The sequence below is a fragment of the Parafrankia discariae genome (assembly GCF_000373365.1).
Lineage (GTDB): Bacteria > Actinomycetota > Actinomycetes > Frankiales > Frankiaceae > Parafrankia > Parafrankia discariae.
Map to the genome: position 1 here is coordinate 37,659 of NZ_KB891211.1, position 14,329 is coordinate 51,987.

The 14,329-nt window shown below is 73.1% G+C and carries 24 protein-coding genes; 9 read left to right on the plus strand and 15 right to left on the minus strand.

What is annotated here, in order from left to right; all coding sequences use genetic code 11:
- Window positions 1-99: 99 nt before the first annotated feature.
- Genes B056_RS39450 through B056_RS36485 form a run of 6 tightly spaced genes read left to right on the plus strand, consistent with a single transcriptional unit; the run spans window position 100 to window position 2,506 of the window.
- Window positions 100-747, plus strand: a complete 648-nt coding sequence (locus B056_RS39450) for a hypothetical protein (protein WP_051105627.1) — start codon at window positions 100-102, stop codon at window positions 745-747.
- The gene (locus B056_RS36480) at window positions 744-1,202 is read left to right on the plus strand and encodes a helix-turn-helix domain-containing protein (protein WP_026239699.1); all 459 of its coding nucleotides are present in this window, start codon (window positions 744-746) and stop codon (window positions 1,200-1,202) included. Before B056_RS39450 ends, B056_RS36480 begins: the two co-directional genes overlap by 4 nt.
- A complete protein-coding gene (locus B056_RS0114225; RefSeq protein ID WP_035751482.1) occupies window positions 1,199-1,432 on the plus strand; it encodes a hypothetical protein in 234 nt (77 codons plus the stop codon). Before B056_RS36480 ends, B056_RS0114225 begins: the two co-directional genes overlap by 4 nt.
- Window positions 1,429-1,881, plus strand: a complete 453-nt coding sequence (locus B056_RS42735; RefSeq protein ID WP_018502537.1) for a hypothetical protein — start codon at window positions 1,429-1,431, stop codon at window positions 1,879-1,881. Before B056_RS0114225 ends, B056_RS42735 begins: the two co-directional genes overlap by 4 nt.
- Window positions 1,878-2,246: a hypothetical protein gene (locus B056_RS0114235; protein ID WP_018502538.1), complete on the plus strand. Its 369-nt coding sequence runs from the start codon at window positions 1,878-1,880 to the stop codon at window positions 2,244-2,246. Before B056_RS42735 ends, B056_RS0114235 begins: the two co-directional genes overlap by 4 nt.
- On the plus strand, window positions 2,243-2,506 hold the full coding sequence (locus B056_RS36485) for an HNH endonuclease (RefSeq protein ID WP_084647157.1): 264 nt from the start codon (window positions 2,243-2,245) through the stop codon (window positions 2,504-2,506). The genes B056_RS0114235 and B056_RS36485 overlap by 4 nt, the downstream gene beginning before the upstream one ends.
- 1,189 nt (window positions 2,507-3,695) lie before the next feature.
- On the opposite strand, the gene B056_RS0114245 is transcribed toward B056_RS36485, so the two are convergent.
- Together B056_RS0114245 and B056_RS0114250 are read right to left on the minus strand one after the other, a co-directional pair.
- Complete coding sequence (locus B056_RS0114245; RefSeq protein ID WP_018502540.1) at window positions 3,696-4,253, minus strand: GNAT family N-acetyltransferase; 558 nt, start codon at window positions 4,251-4,253, stop codon at window positions 3,696-3,698.
- Entirely contained in the window at window positions 4,250-5,548 is a 1,299-nt protein-coding gene (locus B056_RS0114250) for a helix-turn-helix domain-containing protein (protein WP_018502541.1), read from the minus strand. The genes B056_RS0114245 and B056_RS0114250 overlap by 4 nt, the downstream gene beginning before the upstream one ends.
- 308 nt (window positions 5,549-5,856) lie before the next feature.
- Between B056_RS0114250 and B056_RS0114255 the strand changes: the two genes are divergently transcribed.
- Complete coding sequence (locus B056_RS0114255; RefSeq protein ID WP_018502542.1) at window positions 5,857-6,489, plus strand: hypothetical protein; 633 nt, start codon at window positions 5,857-5,859, stop codon at window positions 6,487-6,489.
- On the opposite strand, the gene B056_RS0114260 is transcribed toward B056_RS0114255, so the two are convergent.
- Window positions 6,476-6,925 carry a hypothetical protein gene (locus tag B056_RS0114260; RefSeq protein ID WP_018502543.1) on the minus strand — a complete coding sequence of 150 codons (450 nt, stop codon included), beginning with the start codon at window positions 6,923-6,925 and terminating at the stop codon, window positions 6,476-6,478. The genes B056_RS0114255 and B056_RS0114260 overlap by 14 nt on opposite strands.
- Here B056_RS0114260 and B056_RS0114265 point away from each other — a divergent pair.
- Both B056_RS0114265 and B056_RS42740 read left to right on the plus strand, forming a co-directional pair.
- On the plus strand, window positions 6,903-7,610 hold the full coding sequence (locus B056_RS0114265) for an HD domain-containing protein (RefSeq protein WP_018502544.1): 708 nt from the start codon (window positions 6,903-6,905) through the stop codon (window positions 7,608-7,610). The genes B056_RS0114260 and B056_RS0114265 overlap by 23 nt on opposite strands.
- The gene (locus B056_RS42740) at window positions 7,607-7,795 is read left to right on the plus strand and encodes a hypothetical protein (RefSeq protein WP_026239700.1); all 189 of its coding nucleotides are present in this window, start codon (window positions 7,607-7,609) and stop codon (window positions 7,793-7,795) included. Before B056_RS0114265 ends, B056_RS42740 begins: the two co-directional genes overlap by 4 nt.
- A 77-nt stretch (window positions 7,796-7,872) precedes the next feature.
- Here the strand turns inward: B056_RS42740 and B056_RS0114275 are convergent, their stop codons facing one another.
- From B056_RS0114275 to B056_RS0114330, 12 genes are all read right to left on the minus strand, one after another.
- The gene (locus B056_RS0114275) at window positions 7,873-8,172 is read right to left on the minus strand and encodes a hypothetical protein (protein WP_018502546.1); all 300 of its coding nucleotides are present in this window, start codon (window positions 8,170-8,172) and stop codon (window positions 7,873-7,875) included.
- Window positions 8,173-8,285: 113 nt separating this feature from the next.
- Window positions 8,286-8,546 (minus strand): hypothetical protein, encoded by a 261-nt coding sequence (locus tag B056_RS0114280; protein WP_018502547.1) that lies wholly within the window; start codon window positions 8,544-8,546, stop codon window positions 8,286-8,288.
- A 126-nt stretch (window positions 8,547-8,672) separates the two neighbouring features.
- Complete coding sequence (locus tag B056_RS0114285; protein WP_018502548.1) at window positions 8,673-9,233, minus strand: hypothetical protein; 561 nt, start codon at window positions 9,231-9,233, stop codon at window positions 8,673-8,675.
- A 219-nt stretch (window positions 9,234-9,452) separates the two neighbouring features.
- Window positions 9,453-9,656, minus strand: coding sequence for a hypothetical protein (locus B056_RS0114290; RefSeq protein WP_018502549.1), 204 nt, complete (start codon window positions 9,654-9,656; stop codon window positions 9,453-9,455).
- Entirely contained in the window at window positions 9,653-10,192 is a 540-nt protein-coding gene (locus B056_RS0114295) for a hypothetical protein (RefSeq protein WP_018502550.1), read from the minus strand. The genes B056_RS0114290 and B056_RS0114295 overlap by 4 nt, the downstream gene beginning before the upstream one ends.
- Before the next feature lie 86 nt (window positions 10,193-10,278).
- Window positions 10,279-10,611, minus strand: a complete 333-nt coding sequence (locus tag B056_RS36490) for an FDXHR family putative zinc-binding protein (RefSeq protein WP_018502551.1) — start codon at window positions 10,609-10,611, stop codon at window positions 10,279-10,281.
- Window positions 10,612-10,666: 55 nt separating this feature from the next.
- Window positions 10,667-11,245, minus strand: coding sequence for a hypothetical protein (locus B056_RS0114305; RefSeq protein WP_154677025.1), 579 nt, complete (start codon window positions 11,243-11,245; stop codon window positions 10,667-10,669).
- Between the two features lie 76 nt (window positions 11,246-11,321).
- Window positions 11,322-11,507 carry a DUF6011 domain-containing protein gene (locus tag B056_RS0114310; RefSeq protein WP_154677033.1) on the minus strand — a complete coding sequence of 62 codons (186 nt, stop codon included), beginning with the start codon at window positions 11,505-11,507 and terminating at the stop codon, window positions 11,322-11,324.
- A 5-nt stretch (window positions 11,508-11,512) separates the two neighbouring features.
- Complete coding sequence (locus B056_RS0114315) at window positions 11,513-11,857, minus strand: DUF4326 domain-containing protein (RefSeq protein WP_018502554.1); 345 nt, start codon at window positions 11,855-11,857, stop codon at window positions 11,513-11,515.
- Window positions 11,854-12,027 carry a hypothetical protein gene (locus B056_RS43610; protein WP_018502555.1) on the minus strand — a complete coding sequence of 58 codons (174 nt, stop codon included), beginning with the start codon at window positions 12,025-12,027 and terminating at the stop codon, window positions 11,854-11,856. The genes B056_RS0114315 and B056_RS43610 overlap by 4 nt, the downstream gene beginning before the upstream one ends.
- The gene (gene dnaB, locus B056_RS0114325) at window positions 12,027-13,379 is read right to left on the minus strand and encodes a replicative DNA helicase (protein ID WP_051105628.1); all 1,353 of its coding nucleotides are present in this window, start codon (window positions 13,377-13,379) and stop codon (window positions 12,027-12,029) included. Before dnaB ends, B056_RS43610 begins: the two co-directional genes overlap by 1 nt.
- Window positions 13,346-14,278, minus strand: coding sequence for a hypothetical protein (locus B056_RS0114330; protein ID WP_154677026.1), 933 nt, complete (start codon window positions 14,276-14,278; stop codon window positions 13,346-13,348). The genes dnaB and B056_RS0114330 overlap by 34 nt, the downstream gene beginning before the upstream one ends.
- Window positions 14,279-14,329: the final 51 nt, after the last annotated feature.

Below are 14,329 nucleotides of genomic sequence, written 5' to 3' on the forward strand. Positions count from 1 at the left end.
TCCGCTAGGTTGGAACCGTTGCAAACGACAGCGGCCCCGAACCGGGACTCCACTCCCGGCCGGGGCCTACGGACCACCTGCCATAACAGGAGACCCGCTGTGTTCTACGTTCCCACACGTCGCCCGATCCGGGCGCGTATCGCCCACACGGCCCGCCGCCTGGCCCTCGTCGCCGCCGTCCGTGTCCTCGACCGCCTCGAGGCCGTCGCCGGCGACACCACCACCCCGACGCCGGCCGCGGTCGTCCCCGTGGCGGCCCCGGCGCTGGCGGCCTGCTGCACCCACGGCCCCGCCGACCACGACGCACTCGGCTGCACCGCCCGCGTCGGCTTCCCCGGCATGCCCGCCGCCCGCTGCGACTGCCTCACCCCCGCCCCGGCCGTCGAGGCCACCCCCGCCGGCCCGGCCCTGCTCGCCGCCGCCGACATGCCGCCGGTCGCGACCATCGAGGCCGCCGCCGCCGAGTACGACGAGGCCGCCGAGCAGGCCCGCGCCGCCGAGCGCGGCAAGCGGCGTGCCCGCAAGCTCCTCGACCACATCCCCGCCGGCACGTACGGCCGGGCGCTCGTCGAGCGGATCCCGTCGGCCAAGACGACCCCCGACCTCGACGCGATCCGCGCGGCCTACGCCCGTGCCGGTCTCGGTGAGGTCCCGATGAAGCCGGTCGCACCGACGCTGCGCGTCACCCTCACCCCCATCCCTGCCGTCGAGGTGGACGGCGTCGAGGGCCTGGCGGTGGCCGCGTGATCACCCCAACCGAGCGGGCCCGCCTGGTCATCAGGCACGCCTTCCTTGCCGGCAGCGGCGCGCCGATCACCCGCGCTGACGTGCTGGCCACCCTCGTCGGATCCGACCCGGTCACCCCGGATCGGGGTCGGATCACCTCGACCCCGGTCGACCCGACCCCGGCCCCGGACGGCGGGTCGACCTCGACCCGACTCGACCCGGCCCCGCAGGTCGACCCCGACCCGGCCCCGACCAGTCAGGTCGACCCGGGGTCGACCCGGATCACCCCCGAACCGACCCCGATCACCCCAGGCCAGGCCCCCGACGACGCCGTCAGCATCACCGCGGCGGCCACCCGGCTCGGCGTGTCCGTGGCCACCATCCGCCGGTACTGCGCACCCTCGTCGGGCAGGCTGATCAGGGTCGGATCCGGCGTCACCCGGGCGAGCCTCGAGGCCTTGGCGGCGACCCGATGAGCACCCGACTGGTGTCGTCCCTCTACGTCGACCCGGACGACCGGGCGCCGCGGTTCGAGCTGGCCAGCCTGCCGGATCTGCCCCCATGCCTGATCCTGCCGGGCGAGCTCCGGGTGTCCGCGTCGTTCGCCGCGGACGACCCGGCGGCGGCCGACTGGTACCGCCAGCTGGCTGCGGTCGCCGAGCAGGCCGCGGCCTGGCACACGGCCCGCGCGGGCGGTGCCCTGTGATCCCCCGGACGGCGGTTCCGGCCGCCATGCTCACCCCGACCGCCCTCGAGCTGGACGCGGCGCGGGCCCAGATCGACCGGCTCGCCGGCGGCGGCTACGCGGCCACCTTTGGCGCGTTCGGTGCGGTGGCGTCCGGGCAGGCCGGGGACGCGATCCGGGCCCTGCGTCAGGGCGACCTCGAGGCCACCGCGGCGATCCTTCGCCAGCTGGCCGCGGCCGACCTGGCGGCCTGCGAGCTCCGCGACCGGCTCGCCGAGCAGCCCCCCGCAGGCGAGCCCGACCCGGCGTTGGGCGGCCTGGACGAGGTCGTCACGCGGCAGGCGGCGATCGCTGCCGACCCGGAGCGCACCCCGGTGGACCGGGCGCGGGCCGCGGGCCGCGCGGAAGGCATCCAGCGCACCGCCTACGTACTGACCGGCCGGGAGATCCGCGTGGAGGGAACCCGATGAGTACCTGGCAGCCGACTCCGACCCAGCGCCGGCTGGACGCGGCGTGGATGCTCGCGGACATCACCCGGGCGTTGCTCGGACCGACGGAGTACGAGGAACTCAGCGACGAGACGGTGGAGCTGCTGTCGCGGCTGACGTCGGTGTTGATGGGCGTCCTCGACGCCTGCGGTGACCGGGACGACCGGGCGGTGTGGGCGGCGCAGGGCACACCGGAGCAGGCACCGGACCGGTGCCCGGACATCAGCGTGGCGGACGCCGAGCTGATCGTCGAGGTGGCGGAGCGGATGTTCACCGGCGCGTTTCGGCGGCGCAGTGCCGAGCAGCGCGCCGAGCGGGAGCGCGCGGCCGGGCGGCCGGCGGCGTGAGTAGGAACGGTCCGGCGGCCAGCGTGCGGGAGACGATCCTGACCGTCTGGGCGGGCCGCTGCGCCTACTGCGGCGGGCAGGCTGACCACCTCGACCACGTCATCCCGCGCGCCCAGGGCGGCCCGCACCGCGGCGAGAACCGGCTCCCGTCCTGCTCGCCGTGCGGGCAGGCCAAGGCCAACCGCACGCTCGCCGAGTGGCTGGCCGACATCGCGGCCACGGGCAGCGTCAAGGACAGGCCGGTACGGCTGGCGTCCTGAGCACCACCGAGCGGCCCGTCTCCCTCGTCGGAGACGGGCCGCTTCGCTGTCGTCCGGGCTGTCGCCTGTCGTGTCGTGTCGCGTGTCGTGTCATCTGTCGCCTCCCAGGTCAGAGGCGGGGCCGACGCCACACGACAGCCCCACACCCCCCCATCTGGACGCGACACGACAGGCGACACGACACGCGACACCCGGGGCGACAGCGACAGGTTCTTTGCTGTCCCCCAATCTGTCCCGGGGCTGTCCTGCGGGCTGTCCTGTCCTCTGTCGTCTGCCTGTCCCGGGGGGTCATATGCGCTGCCAGGGGGCCTGTAGGGCAGGGACGGGGACAGGACAGGACAGCAGGACAGCTGGGAAGGCAGCGCTTGGCGGGGCCAGGTGACGGAGGGTCCGCCCCCCGCGCGGGATGACGTGGTCGAGGTGGTCGTCTGCTCGATGGCCGACCTGTACGGCCGGTGGGTGCCCGACCACCGACGGACCCGCACCACCTGCGCTACCCGCCCTGGACGTGGTCGCCGCGGCTGGTGACGAACTCCCGCCACGACCCGATTCGGGGCGGCTGACGGGCACGGAGACGGCCTTGCGCCCTTCCTCGCGGCCTGGCCTGGCCTCGCCCCTGCCGCGTGTGATCCACACCCTGTGCTGCATGGGCTCTCGCGGCCACGCGCCCGGGGAGGGAGGCCGTCAGATGGTCGCTACAGAGCCGTTTCGGGGGGTGTAACGGAAGTTGACACCCTGCCTCCCCGCCTCCCCCACGGGCTGGCACCGGCTGTGCCGCAGGGCATCGCGGCCGGGGGAGGCGACGGGGGAGATCTCCCCGCCTCCCCGCCGACTCCCCCGTGGCGGGGGCCGTGACGCGACACGGGGATGTCACACCCGCTGTCACGCCCGGACCGGCTGCACCGCAGGCGTTGTCACGGCGTCACACCCTCGACGGCCGGGCGTCGCACCCGGGCGCGACGGGGGTGCGACAGACCCGCGACGCGTCGCACCCGGCGTCGCACCCGAACCTGCTGCGGCGCCTGGCATGTCGCACCGTCGCACCCCGGGGCGGAACCCGCTACGAACCCGCTGTGAGGCCGCTACGGCGTAGCGGGTGGCCGAGCGCGACAGCGGGCCGCGCAGCAGCTCCGAGCTGGCATGTAGCGGGTTCAGCGGGTCCGGCGTAGCGGGTCGTCAGACCGCGGCGTCATGCTGCGCGAGTGGACTCCCAGGTCTTCCGGTCGATGGCGTAGATGTCGTACTCGGCGCCCTGGAGCGTCTCCGCTCGGTCCCGCCACAGGCCGAGCTTGGTGGCCACCCGGACCGACCCGACGTTCCCCGCAGTCATGATCGAAATGACGTCGTCACGTCCCACGACATCGAACGCGAACTCAACCGCCGCCGCCCCCGCCTCGGTGGCCAGGCCCTGCCCCCACCGCTCCCGGCGGATCGTCCACGCCACCTCGAGGCCCGGCCAGCCCAACGCCTCATACAGGCCCGCCCGGCCCAGAAGCTGCCCGCTCACCCGGTCCTCGACCGCCCACATGCCGTACCCGCGCAGCGCCCAGTGGCCAATCTGGAATGCGGTCTGCGACCACGCCGCAGCCTCGGTCTTTGGCTGGGGGGTGTGGTCGGCCATCCCCTCCCCGGTCACGATCTCCAAATACGGGCCGACGTCCGCCGGCCGCCACCCGCGCAGCACCAGCCGCGGGGTGAGGACGGTCGGAACGCCTTGGGCGTCTGGCTGGCCGAACTCGAGGGTCATCCGCTGCTCCCAACCGGTAGTGCCCGCCGGTGAACCTGTAGCCGCTCGCCGAGCTCGACGACGGCCCGTTGACCTTCCCAGCGTGCGCCCAGCTCCTGCCAGATCTGCCCCGAACGTTGGATAACTGTCCGGGTTGGCTGGCCCTCGAGGGCGGCCAGTGCTCGCGATGCGGCGTCCGCGGCCTGCTCCGGGTCCGGCCGGGCCCGGCGTAGCAGCGCCTGTGCCAGCGCGTTGTACGTTCCGCCGATGTCCTCGTAGCCGCCGCCGGTCGACTCCAGAATCGTCAACGCCCGACGGGCATGCGGCTCCGCGGTCTCGCCGTCACCGAGCCGCCCGGACACGACCGCGACGAAGGTGTGTGTCAGTTCTTCGCCGAACGGTTCCGTTGCGGGCTGCGGTTCGCCGAGCCACACCGCGTCCTGCATATCGCGGAGTGCCTGCCGGGCCTGGTCGTGCTGGCCGGCCGCCGCGCGTGCACGGGCCTCGTAGGCGGCGAGCCGGGCCCGCAGGTACGGGTGGGCGCCGATCCGGGCCTGTGCGGCGATGTCGGCCGCCGCGGTGTGCCGGCCGGTGTAGTAGGCGATTGACGTTTGCAGGGTCGCTACGGAGCCGGTCAGTAGCGGGTCACCGACGTCGCGGGCGTACAGCTCGGCGAGCGACGCGAACCGGCGCGCGGCGGCGTCGTCTCCAACGTTGAACGCGAGCCGGCCGCCGTAGAACGCGTACAGGCCGGCGACCAGGGTGAGCCGGCCCCGGATCCGGCTGGACAGCCGGCCGTCGAGGAGCCGTTCCACATCCCGCCAGCCACCCACGATCAGCGGGGTGAGTACCGCGTGCGGCGTGGTGGTGTACGCCGCACCGATCTGGTCGAGCCGCTCGTCGAGCTCGTCGAGGGTGAGCGGGTCCGGGTCGCCGCCGGCGATCCGCCGGGACACCTCACCCGCCAGGCCCGCGGCGACCGCCAGGGCGCCGAGCTCCACTACCTCTCGCCGGTCCGTCTCGACCCCTTTCCGCGCCCGCGGGCCGGGCAGCTCCGTGTCGAGCTCCTTCCGGAGCTCCTCGAGCTTGGCGTCCTTCCACAGGCTGATGAGCTCGCCGCCAGCACGCAACTCCCGATCCAACGCTTTGATCAGGTTCGGGGACGGGACGATTCTGCCGGCGATGGCCCCGCTGACCTGCGGCCGTTTGAACCCGGTCGCATCGGCGAGGCTCTGACGGCTGTACCCGTGCCGGCTCATCAGTTCCTCGAGCCGGCGAGCGAGCCGGCGGCGTGCCGCGTCCTCGTCAGAGTGCATCGGAACTCCCGTCTGCCCCCGTAAGCGCAGCCGTTACGGCCGTAACAACAGTTGCGGCCTGTTGCGTCTCTGATGCGGAGTGTGTCATGGGTCGTGCGCGGCGGGGCACAGACCGGCCACCCTCGCAGACCCGGAGGAGAGCGACGGCGCGTCCGTCGCTCGGGTCTGTAGGCCGGACCCGCCGCACACGGGCACGCCGATCGTCCCCGCTCGCCGCTAGGACGGTCCGCGGCCCGAGGCGGGGCGGGAACGGAACCACTGAGCCGTCCCCGCCCCGCCGTCCCCCATCACAGCGCCGGGAGGCTCCCGTGAACCACGACACCGCCAGGAACGCCACCGCGACCATGACCAAGCACCAGCCCGGCCCGCAGCCGGCCGCCGTCGACCGGCCGATTCCGTACGCCATCGGCCCGCAGGCCGCCGCGTTGCTGGACGCGATCGAGATGCACCCGCTGTTCCCCCGGCTCCGCACCAGCACCTTGAAGTACCCGGAGTGCTGGGCGACGTTCACCGGCTACCCGATCATCTCGGAGTGGGACCTCGACGAGGACGGGCCCCGGCTGTTCGTCGAGGCGCTCCGCGCGATGGCCATGAAAGCGGCGGTGTTCGCGGCCACCGGCGACGAGCGGGCCGCCGAGCTCGAGGTGTCCGCGCCGGTCGACGAGATGGTCCACGCGCTGACCGCGCAGTTCACCATCCTGAGCCGCATCCAGGCCGACCTCACGGTCTCCTTCATCCACAGCACCGACAACGAGCGGTTCACCTACGACGAGGACGGCTACACCGACCAGGTGTACCGGGCCGCGGGCTGGGGTGAGATCCCGCGCCGCTACTGGATCGGCCAGGCCGAGACCCGCCGGCGGCTGCGGATCCTCTTCGAGCACTACGAGTCGATCGGCATCAGCCACGGCGGCCGTTCGCACTTCTTCACCTTCCGGTAGAAGACAGCGCGACCCGCAGGGCGTCCAGCACCGCATCCGGCGGGAACAGTTCCGCCGCGGCCCGCTCCGCCTCGGCGAGCACCGCGTCCAGCTCACCCCCACCCGCATGCCGGACGAGCGCCGTCATCCACGCGGCAAGCGCACCAGGATCGTCCGGCAGCGGACCCGGGGGCGGCCCCAGATCGGCCTCCGCGGGCCAGCGTTGTCCCGCGGAGGCATACCGGCCCGGCGGGTGCCCGATCTTGTGCGGGTGGACGCAGACCGGCACCCCGCTCACCAGATCGCACCGGTAGCCGCGGCTGGTGTCATACCGGCTGGCAGGGCCCGGCCCGTCCGCGATATCGAACCGGCCCCGGTCATGCACCTGCCCGGGGCACACCACGCACAGATCATCCTCATCCCAGGGACGAACCATGTCGTGCTCGCCGGACGTCACCGGCCCATCATCGCCAGCAACCAACCCGGTCGGGGGACCGGCCCGGCGGTCCGTCCTCGCACCCCCACGGCCGCCCGTCGTCGCCGAGGCGCTCGCCATCGCGCGCCGCTGGTGCACCGGGCACGTCATCGACGGGGCACCCGCACTCGCACACGCGGTCCGCGTCGCGACCCTGCTCGGCCGGCACCTACCCGACGCACCACCCGCGCTCGTCGCCGCCGTCCTGCTGCACGACGTGCCCGACTACACCGGGCCCGAGGAGTTCGGCGCCGAGGTCGGCGACCGCTGCGGCACCGAGACTCTGGTCGGCCTGTGGCTGATCCACGGCGAGCACATCGCCATGGAGCAGTACCGGCACGACCCGGACGGCGCGACCCGCCGCCTGGCCCAGCTCCGCCCGGACATCGCGGCCGTCCTCGCCGCCGACAAGGTGATCAGCCTGTCGTACGTGCTCGCCGGCGCCCGGCGGGCGCCGGACATCCGCGCCTACTGGTCGACCCGCCGGGCTTTCCTGCTGCTCGTGCCGTACTTCCGGGCGTTCCTGGCCGCGACCGCATCCAAGCTGCCCGCGGGTCTGGCCGACGAGCTCGGCGGCCTGGTGCGCGAGGCCCGCCGCGCGCTCGTGCTCGCAGCCCACGTACCCACGATCCGACCCCGCGCGGGGCGCCCCGCCGTCCGGCGGTGACCGGGCCTGTCCGGGTCGTAGAACTGCCCGTGCCGGCGGGCACCGGCCGGGATGCGCTGCTGGCGGCGATTCTCGAGCGGGTACCGGCAGACGCAACGCTGACGTGGGCGCAGACGTACGAGGGTGACGGCCTGGACCACGTTCTCGTCTGGGAGGAAGACCCGTCGGCCCCGGCCGCGGGCTGACGCCGGACACCACGAACGGCCCGCGTCCATCGGGGGGCGCGGGCCGTTCGAACGTTCAACCTCGGATTGAGGGTTGGTCAGCCGGTCGACGCCCGACGTGCGGCTGCCTGCCGTTCTTCCCGGGCCAGTTCCACCGGGCCCACGTTGTCCTTGACCAGCTGCTCGAGCGCACCGCGGGTGCCGGCCGTCATCGCCGGGCCGTGGGTCTTCAGGATCTGCTTGACCCGGCCGACGTCGAGCCCGGACAGGTGGGTCCGGCCCATCCACCCGCGGGCCTCACGCTCTGCCCGTTCCTGCCTGGCCGTGGCACGCTCGTCGAGCGTCCCGTGCCCGCCGTACGCCGATCCGCTACCGCCGACGTTGTACTCGTAGGCCATGGCCTGCTTCCTCCTTGCTGTGAGGCCCCGAAGTGCCGGGGTCCGTGTCGTCGCCTGCTCTAGCTACCTGGTCTGCCGGGGCGGGCAGCAGAGCCACCCGCCCCGCCGGGGTCCTACCTGCCGAGCCGGTACCGCAGGTCACTGACCGCGGCCTTCTCACCGTTCGGCATCGACTGCCGGGTGCCGACGAGCGCGGTCACCCCGTCGCCCTGGGCAAGCTGCCCGCGGCCACGGCGGGCCGGGGACGTCTCGTGTGAGCCGTTGGCGACCCGCCGGGCCGACTGGGATGGCTGGGTGGGCATGTGGGTGGCGTCGCCCTGGGCGAGCGGGCCGCGGCGACGCGGGCCGGGCCGGGCGATACGTGGCGTGGCCATCGTGGCGTTCTCCTGGTCATCGGGCCCCAATCCCGGGATGGGTGGGGCGTTGCTGGCCTCTGACATCCCGCCTGCCGCGCGGGTGCGGATCCCGGCATTCGGGCCCCGGGTGGCCCTGTGATCAGGCTAGGCCCGGCGCCGGCCGCGGCCCTGCCCCTGAATCTCACCGAGGAACGTGCCCCCGCTCCGCGCCTTCTCGATCACGTCCGCCAGGCCCCCGACGCCGTCCGCCGGGGTGAGCTGCGTTCCGACCTTGGCGGTGCTGTACGCGACGTTCGTCGCCGCGGTCGCCAGCTCCCGCCACGTGCCCACCAGCGCGTGCAGCTCGTCCACCACAGGCCCGAAGTCGGGCAGCAGAGCACGGACCTGGTCGAGCAACTCCCGCTCCCGGGCCTGCAACTGCTCGGCGACCGGCCCGGCGACATCCGCCGCGGCCACCCGGAACGCGCTGGTGAGCTCGTGCTGCTTCGCCAGGTAGTAGCCCTCCGTCTCCGACCACGGTGCGACAGGCGGCGCCGGCGGTACCGGGTCCGCGTTCGCGATCGCCGTCTCGACCGCGGCACGGTGGTTGGCCTGGACGGCCTCCCACTTCACCCGGGCCTTTTTCTTGGCCGTTTCGTGCTCGTCGCGCCGGGCCTGGACGGCCTGCCACTCCGGGCGTCCGGTCAGAAGTTCGTGCTGTGCCATGTCGTGATCCTTTCGATGGTGGTCTACGGGCCCGGGGATGGCCGGCCCCAGGCGGCCCACGCGACCGGTTGAGACCCTCCATGGGTCTGCGGGATTCGAGACCCTCCATGGGTCCGCGTCTATGGGATTGACGCCGACTCGCGGGGTTCATCCATGGGTCTGACCCGAAACGCTTCATCCATGGGTCACACGGACCGCGACCCGTTCCGGCCGGCAGGCTCAGCACAGGGCGTTCTCGGCGATGCCGACCAGCTCGTATACGACCAGCCCACCCGGCCCGGCGACGGTCAACACCAGCACCGGCCGCCCGCCCCGCTCCCGGTCGGTGCGGATGAACGCCCCCTCGATCGTCGACCCCCACAGCCGGCGGCCCCACTCCGACGGGCGCAACGCCGCCGCGGCGATCGACCACGGACTCGTCACGGCTGCACCGCCGCCAGCTCGGTACGGACAGCGGCCCGAACCTGCGGGTCGTCGATGTCCAGCCCCAACCGGCGCACCACCGCGGCGATGACCTGAACCAGGGTGTTCGCCTGCTGCTCGGAGATCCGCGCCAACCTGTCGTCGATCTTCAGCCGGGCGACGTCTCCGAGGACTTTCGCGGACCGGTCGAGGGCCCGTTCGTACACGGCGAGGCTGGTTTCCTCACCGGCGCTGTCCAGATCGGCGACCAGGCCCCGGGCGGCGTCCTTCAGTCCGAGGACCTCACCGGCGAGAGTGATCAGCGCGGTGAACGGGTCCTCGACCGGGGCGATCTCATATCCGGCGACCAGCGCCCGTAGCCCGGCATCCGCGGTCCGCTCGGCCGCCCTGGCCCGCGCCGCCGGTGCACTGCCCCCGTGCATGCGGCAGACGGTGCCACCGCGGACGGGCGGGTTCCGGCAGGGCTTGCCCGCCAGGTCGGGCCGCTGCCTGCCGGAGCAGGTCGCGGTGCACTGCGCCGGTGATGGAAGGGTCATCGGATTCCTCTCCGTGGATGGGTCGGGCCGGTGCGGGGCTGGTTTGGCGCGGGGGACTCATGGGGTCGAGCCGTCCGGCCGGGGACTCATGGGGTCCAGGTGCCGGTGAGGCGGGCGGCGGCGTCGGGGTCGAGGGGGATCCGCCAGCGTCCGCGGTCGTTCGGGGCGTAGCCGAGGTTGTGGAGTTCGGTGGAGTCGAGGCAGCGCCGCCGGTCGATGGGGCCGGTGCGGTGGGCGTCGAATCCGCCGACGCTGGCGAAGCTCAGGTGGCAGGTCGGGCAGTGGGCGGCGTTGGTGCCGACCGGCCAGCGGACGGTGCAGCCTGCGCATCCGGCTGTCTGGCCGTTGCCGGTGCCAGGTGCGGGCGTGGAGGGCCGTAGGGCGGTGGGGGTAGGGGTGAGTGTGGCTGTGTGGATCATCAGGTTTCCCGGGGGATGGGGCCCGCCGCGGTGACGGCCGCGGCGGGCGGGGCGGTCAGAAACGGGCCGCGGTCTCCGCGGTGGCGATCAGGTCGGAGATGACCTGGGCCATCTCCCGGGCGGCGTCGACGTCGAGGTCAGCGAACGGGTAGCCGCCGCTGTCGACGATCTTCACGCGGGGCTGCCCGCCGTACAGCTCGGCGGAGACGTACAGGCCGGTGTCGTCGCAGAGCTCCTGGTGGCCGAGGTCGATGACGGCGGGTTCGGTGCGCCGCGCCCCGTACAGCTGTGTGAGGACGGCGCGGTGGTTTTCCTGGTGGGCGTGGGCGCGGATCTGGGAGAGCGCGTGCTGCACCAGGCCGAGCACGTGTTCGTTGACGCCGGCCGCGGCGATGGTGTCCAGCGCGGTGACGACCTGCGCCACCGGGGCGGGCAGGCAGGTCGGGCAGATGTGGTCCGGGGCGGGTAGCCGGTCCCCGGGGACCAGGCCGGCCGTGACGTACCGGGCAGCCGTGACACGGGCCCGGAACACGCTGCGGCAGTCAGCGCAGGTGCGGGCGGTCTCGTCGGCAGTGTGGTCGAACACGAGGAGAGGCTCCGGGGTAGCGGGAACCTGACCGTCTACGAGGTGCATGGTCTTCCTTCCGTCGGTGGTCGGTGTCCGGTCGCGGGCCCGGACGGCGGTCCGCGTGCCGAGGCCCTGGCCGTTGTCACTCGTCGCTGGCGAACTCGAGGTGGAGCTGCGCCGTCGCTGCTGCCGCGGCGTCCGCGAGGTTCTCGAGGGCGGCCGGGCGTAGGTGGGTGGCGCATCCGCTCCCGAGTCCGAGGGCGCGGGATCGGGGGTCGGTGAGGAGCCGGCCGCACCGGCGGCACACCGCGGTGTCGGGAGCGGGCATGGCGATCACGCGGACTCCCGGGCGTCGAACGCAAGGCGGATCAACGTGTCGGCGTGGCACTGCTCGTCGGGTCCGCACACGCACCCGACGTACGTCGCGGCGACGACAGCGGCCAGGTTGGCCAGCACCCACGACCGGGACAGGCGGAACTTCCGGCGGCCGTTGGGGTAGCTGTCCGGCCCGGCGCCGGCGAGCCACGCAGCATGGAGCCGGACGGCTTCGGCCTGGCCGTGCTCGTCGACGAGGAAGGGGTTGCCGTACCGGCCGGCGCGGGTGACGTCGAGGGTGCCGGCGGGGTGCTTCTGCCGGCGCGGGTAGACCGTGATCCGGGTCGGGCTGGTGGTGGTCACTGGTTCTCCAGTCGGGCGAGCTTGCGGCGGTTGCGGGTGTCGACCCCGGCGGCACGGCGGGCCCGCTTGGCCCGGTCGGCATCTCGGCGGGCGGCGGCACGGCGGCGCGCGGTCGCGATCTGGGCGGCGACGCGGGCCGTGGTCTCGGTGCGGAGGTCGGCGGCGTCCATCAGTTCGCCATGTCCACGAAGCGGGAGAAGTGGCCTTGGAACGCCACCGTCACGCACCCCTGCGGACCGTTGCGGTTCTTGGCGATGACGAGGTCTGCCTCGCCAGCCCGCGCCGAGTTCGGGTTCACGGCGTCCTCGCGGTGGATGAGGATCACCATGTCGGCGTCCTGCTCGATGGCCCCGGAGTCGCGGAGGTCGGAGAGCTGGGGCCGCTTGTCCGCGCGCTGCTCAACGGCACGGTTGAGCTGGGAGAGCGCGACGACCGGGATGCCCAGCTCACCGGCGAGCAGCTTGAGTGACCGGGAGATCGCGGAGATCTCCTGCTGCCGGTTCTCGCTCTTCCCTGCGGTCACCAGGAGCTGCAAGTAGTCCACGACGAGCAGGTCCAGCCCGGCGCGCCGTTGCATCCGCCGAGCACGGGTGCGGATCGCGGCCACGCCGAGCCCGGGGGATGCGTCGATGTGCAGCGGCGCCGCGGCGAGCTCGCCGATCCTCCGGGAGATCCGCTCCCAGTCGTCACCGATCCGGCCGGTACGGATGTTCTGCAACGACACCCGGGCCTCGGCGGACAGGACGCGCTCGTCGAGCTCGGCGCGCGACATCTCCAGTGACGCGAACAGCACCGGCCGGCCGTGCCTGATCGCTGCGGCGCGGGCGAAGTCCAGCGCCAACGTGGACTTGCCGACCGCGGGCCGGGCCGCGACAACGATCAACTGTCCGGGCTGGAACCCGTGGGTGAGCTCGTCGAGGTCGGCGAACCCGGTCGGCACGCCGGACAGGTCTTCCCCGCGCTCCCTGGCCTCCAGCCGGTCGAGCGTGGCCGACACGGACGCCGACAGCGGGGTCGGCCCCTCGCCGTCGTCCGCGTGGCTCAGGGCGGCGTGGAGGGCAGCTTCGGCCTGCTCTGCCGCGGCGTCCGCCGGGACGGTCGGACTCATCCCGGCCCGCACGATGGCGTGCCCGGCCTCGGCGACACGCCGCTTGACCGCCATCCCGGCCACGATCCGGGCGTAGTAGCCGGCGTTCGCCGCGGTCGGGACGGCGGAGATCAGCGTGTGCAGGTAGGCGGGTCCGCCGATCCGGTCCAGCTCGCCGCGGTGGCCGAGCTCGGCCGCGACGCTGATGACGTCGGCTGGTTCGCCGCGGCTGTAGAGGTCGCCGACGACCTCAAAGATGAGGCGGTGCGCTGGGCGGTAGAAGTCGCCTGCGCGCAGGATCTCGACGACATCGCCGATGGCGGCGGTCGATACCAGCGTGCCGCCGAGCGTGGCCTGTTCGGCGTGGAGGTCGTGCGGCGGGGTGGTGGTCAGGCTGTCGCTCACGCTGGTCTCCCGATCGCGTCCGGATGGCATGTGGGGCACGGCTGGCCGTCGAGGACTCGCCAGCGTGGGTTGGTGCGGGCGGCCGGGTTGTCGTCGCCGCACTTGCCGCACCAGGCGGGCAGCGACGGCGCTGCGGACGCACGCTGTGCACGCCACCGGTCGATGTGAGCGGGCAGGTCGCCGTTCTCAGCGACGGTGCGCCACCAGGCGGGCGTGCGCGGCCGGCAGTCCTCAGTGATCCAGTCGATGCAGTCTTTGATCTCTCTCTCGTCCTCGAGGCCCACCGCGCGAAGCGCGCGCTCGGCGACGGCATCCGCGAGAGAGAGAAGAGGGGTCTGAGGAGAAAGAGGAGAAGGGGTCATCTGCTGGGTGACCCACTCGCACCCAGCAGGTGACCCACTCGCATCTGCTAGGTGACCCACTCCGGTAGATGGGTCACCCGCCGGGTGACCCTCTTCCCTCGACTGGGTCACCTGAGAGGTGACCCAGTCCCCTGGGAAGGTGCAGCACCCTTGCCGGCCGTCGTGCGGCGGGTCGGGGCACAGTCCCGGGATGCGGTACACCGCGTACTGGCCGGTGTGGCCGCGCATCTCCCGATCGCCGCGCCGGGCGTACTCCAGCACGCGCTTCCGCATCAGGGCGTTGATCGCGTTCTTCCAGGTCCGCGAAGTCTTGTTGGCGCGACGGATGATCCACACCTCGTGGACCGGCCCGAACGTCTCGCGGGTCTTGTCGTTCGCGTTCTCGGCGAGCACGAGGAGATCGCGGAGCTCGCCGACCGTCAGGCCGACAGTCCGCCCGTCGGAGTCCTTGACGTCCTGGTGGTGGTCGAGGATCTCGACGATGAGCTTGATCCCCACGTCAGGCACCGACCCGCCCCATCCGAACGAGCTCGTCAGTCCAGCGACGGCCCTCACGGCGCCGCTCATCAGCAGCCGTCCGCAACGGCCTGCCACAGCCCGCGGCCATCCGGCGGAGCT

What these genes read in the sequence shown, in the direction of transcription:
- B056_RS0114275 (WP_018502546.1), bottom strand. Translation starts at nt 8,172, where the DNA reads ATGGCCTACGAGTACAACGTCGGCGGTAGCGGATCGGCGTACGGCGGG.
- B056_RS0114250 (WP_018502541.1), bottom strand. Translation starts at nt 5,548, where the DNA reads ATGCACTCTGACGAGGACGCGGCACGCCGCCGGCTCGCTCGCCGGCTC.
- B056_RS0114235 (WP_018502538.1), top strand. Translation starts at nt 1,878, where the DNA reads ATGAGTACCTGGCAGCCGACTCCGACCCAGCGCCGGCTGGACGCGGCG.
- B056_RS0114265 (WP_018502544.1), top strand. Translation starts at nt 6,903, where the DNA reads ATGTCGTGCTCGCCGGACGTCACCGGCCCATCATCGCCAGCAACCAAC.
- B056_RS43610 (WP_018502555.1), bottom strand. Translation starts at nt 12,027, where the DNA reads ATGGACGCCGCCGACCTCCGCACCGAGACCACGGCCCGCGTCGCCGCC.
- B056_RS0114280 (WP_018502547.1), bottom strand. Translation starts at nt 8,546, where the DNA reads ATGGCCACGCCACGTATCGCCCGGCCCGGCCCGCGTCGCCGCGGCCCG.
- B056_RS0114285 (WP_018502548.1), bottom strand. Translation starts at nt 9,233, where the DNA reads ATGGCACAGCACGAACTTCTGACCGGACGCCCGGAGTGGCAGGCCGTC.
- B056_RS0114310 (WP_154677033.1), bottom strand. Translation starts at nt 11,507, where the DNA reads ATGCCCGCTCCCGACACCGCGGTGTGCCGCCGGTGCGGCCGGCTCCTC.
- B056_RS0114295 (WP_018502550.1), bottom strand. Translation starts at nt 10,192, where the DNA reads ATGACCCTTCCATCACCGGCGCAGTGCACCGCGACCTGCTCCGGCAGG.
- B056_RS0114305 (WP_154677025.1), bottom strand. Translation starts at nt 11,245, where the DNA reads ATGCACCTCGTAGACGGTCAGGTTCCCGCTACCCCGGAGCCTCTCCTC.
- dnaB (WP_051105628.1), bottom strand. Translation starts at nt 13,379, where the DNA reads ATGCCATCCGGACGCGATCGGGAGACCAGCGTGAGCGACAGCCTGACC.
- B056_RS0114245 (WP_018502540.1), bottom strand. Translation starts at nt 4,253, where the DNA reads ATGACCCTCGAGTTCGGCCAGCCAGACGCCCAAGGCGTTCCGACCGTC.
- B056_RS36490 (WP_018502551.1), bottom strand. Translation starts at nt 10,611, where the DNA reads ATGATCCACACAGCCACACTCACCCCTACCCCCACCGCCCTACGGCCC.
- B056_RS0114225 (WP_035751482.1), top strand. Translation starts at nt 1,199, where the DNA reads ATGAGCACCCGACTGGTGTCGTCCCTCTACGTCGACCCGGACGACCGG.
- B056_RS0114330 (WP_154677026.1), bottom strand. Translation starts at nt 14,278, where the DNA reads ATGAGCGGCGCCGTGAGGGCCGTCGCTGGACTGACGAGCTCGTTCGGA.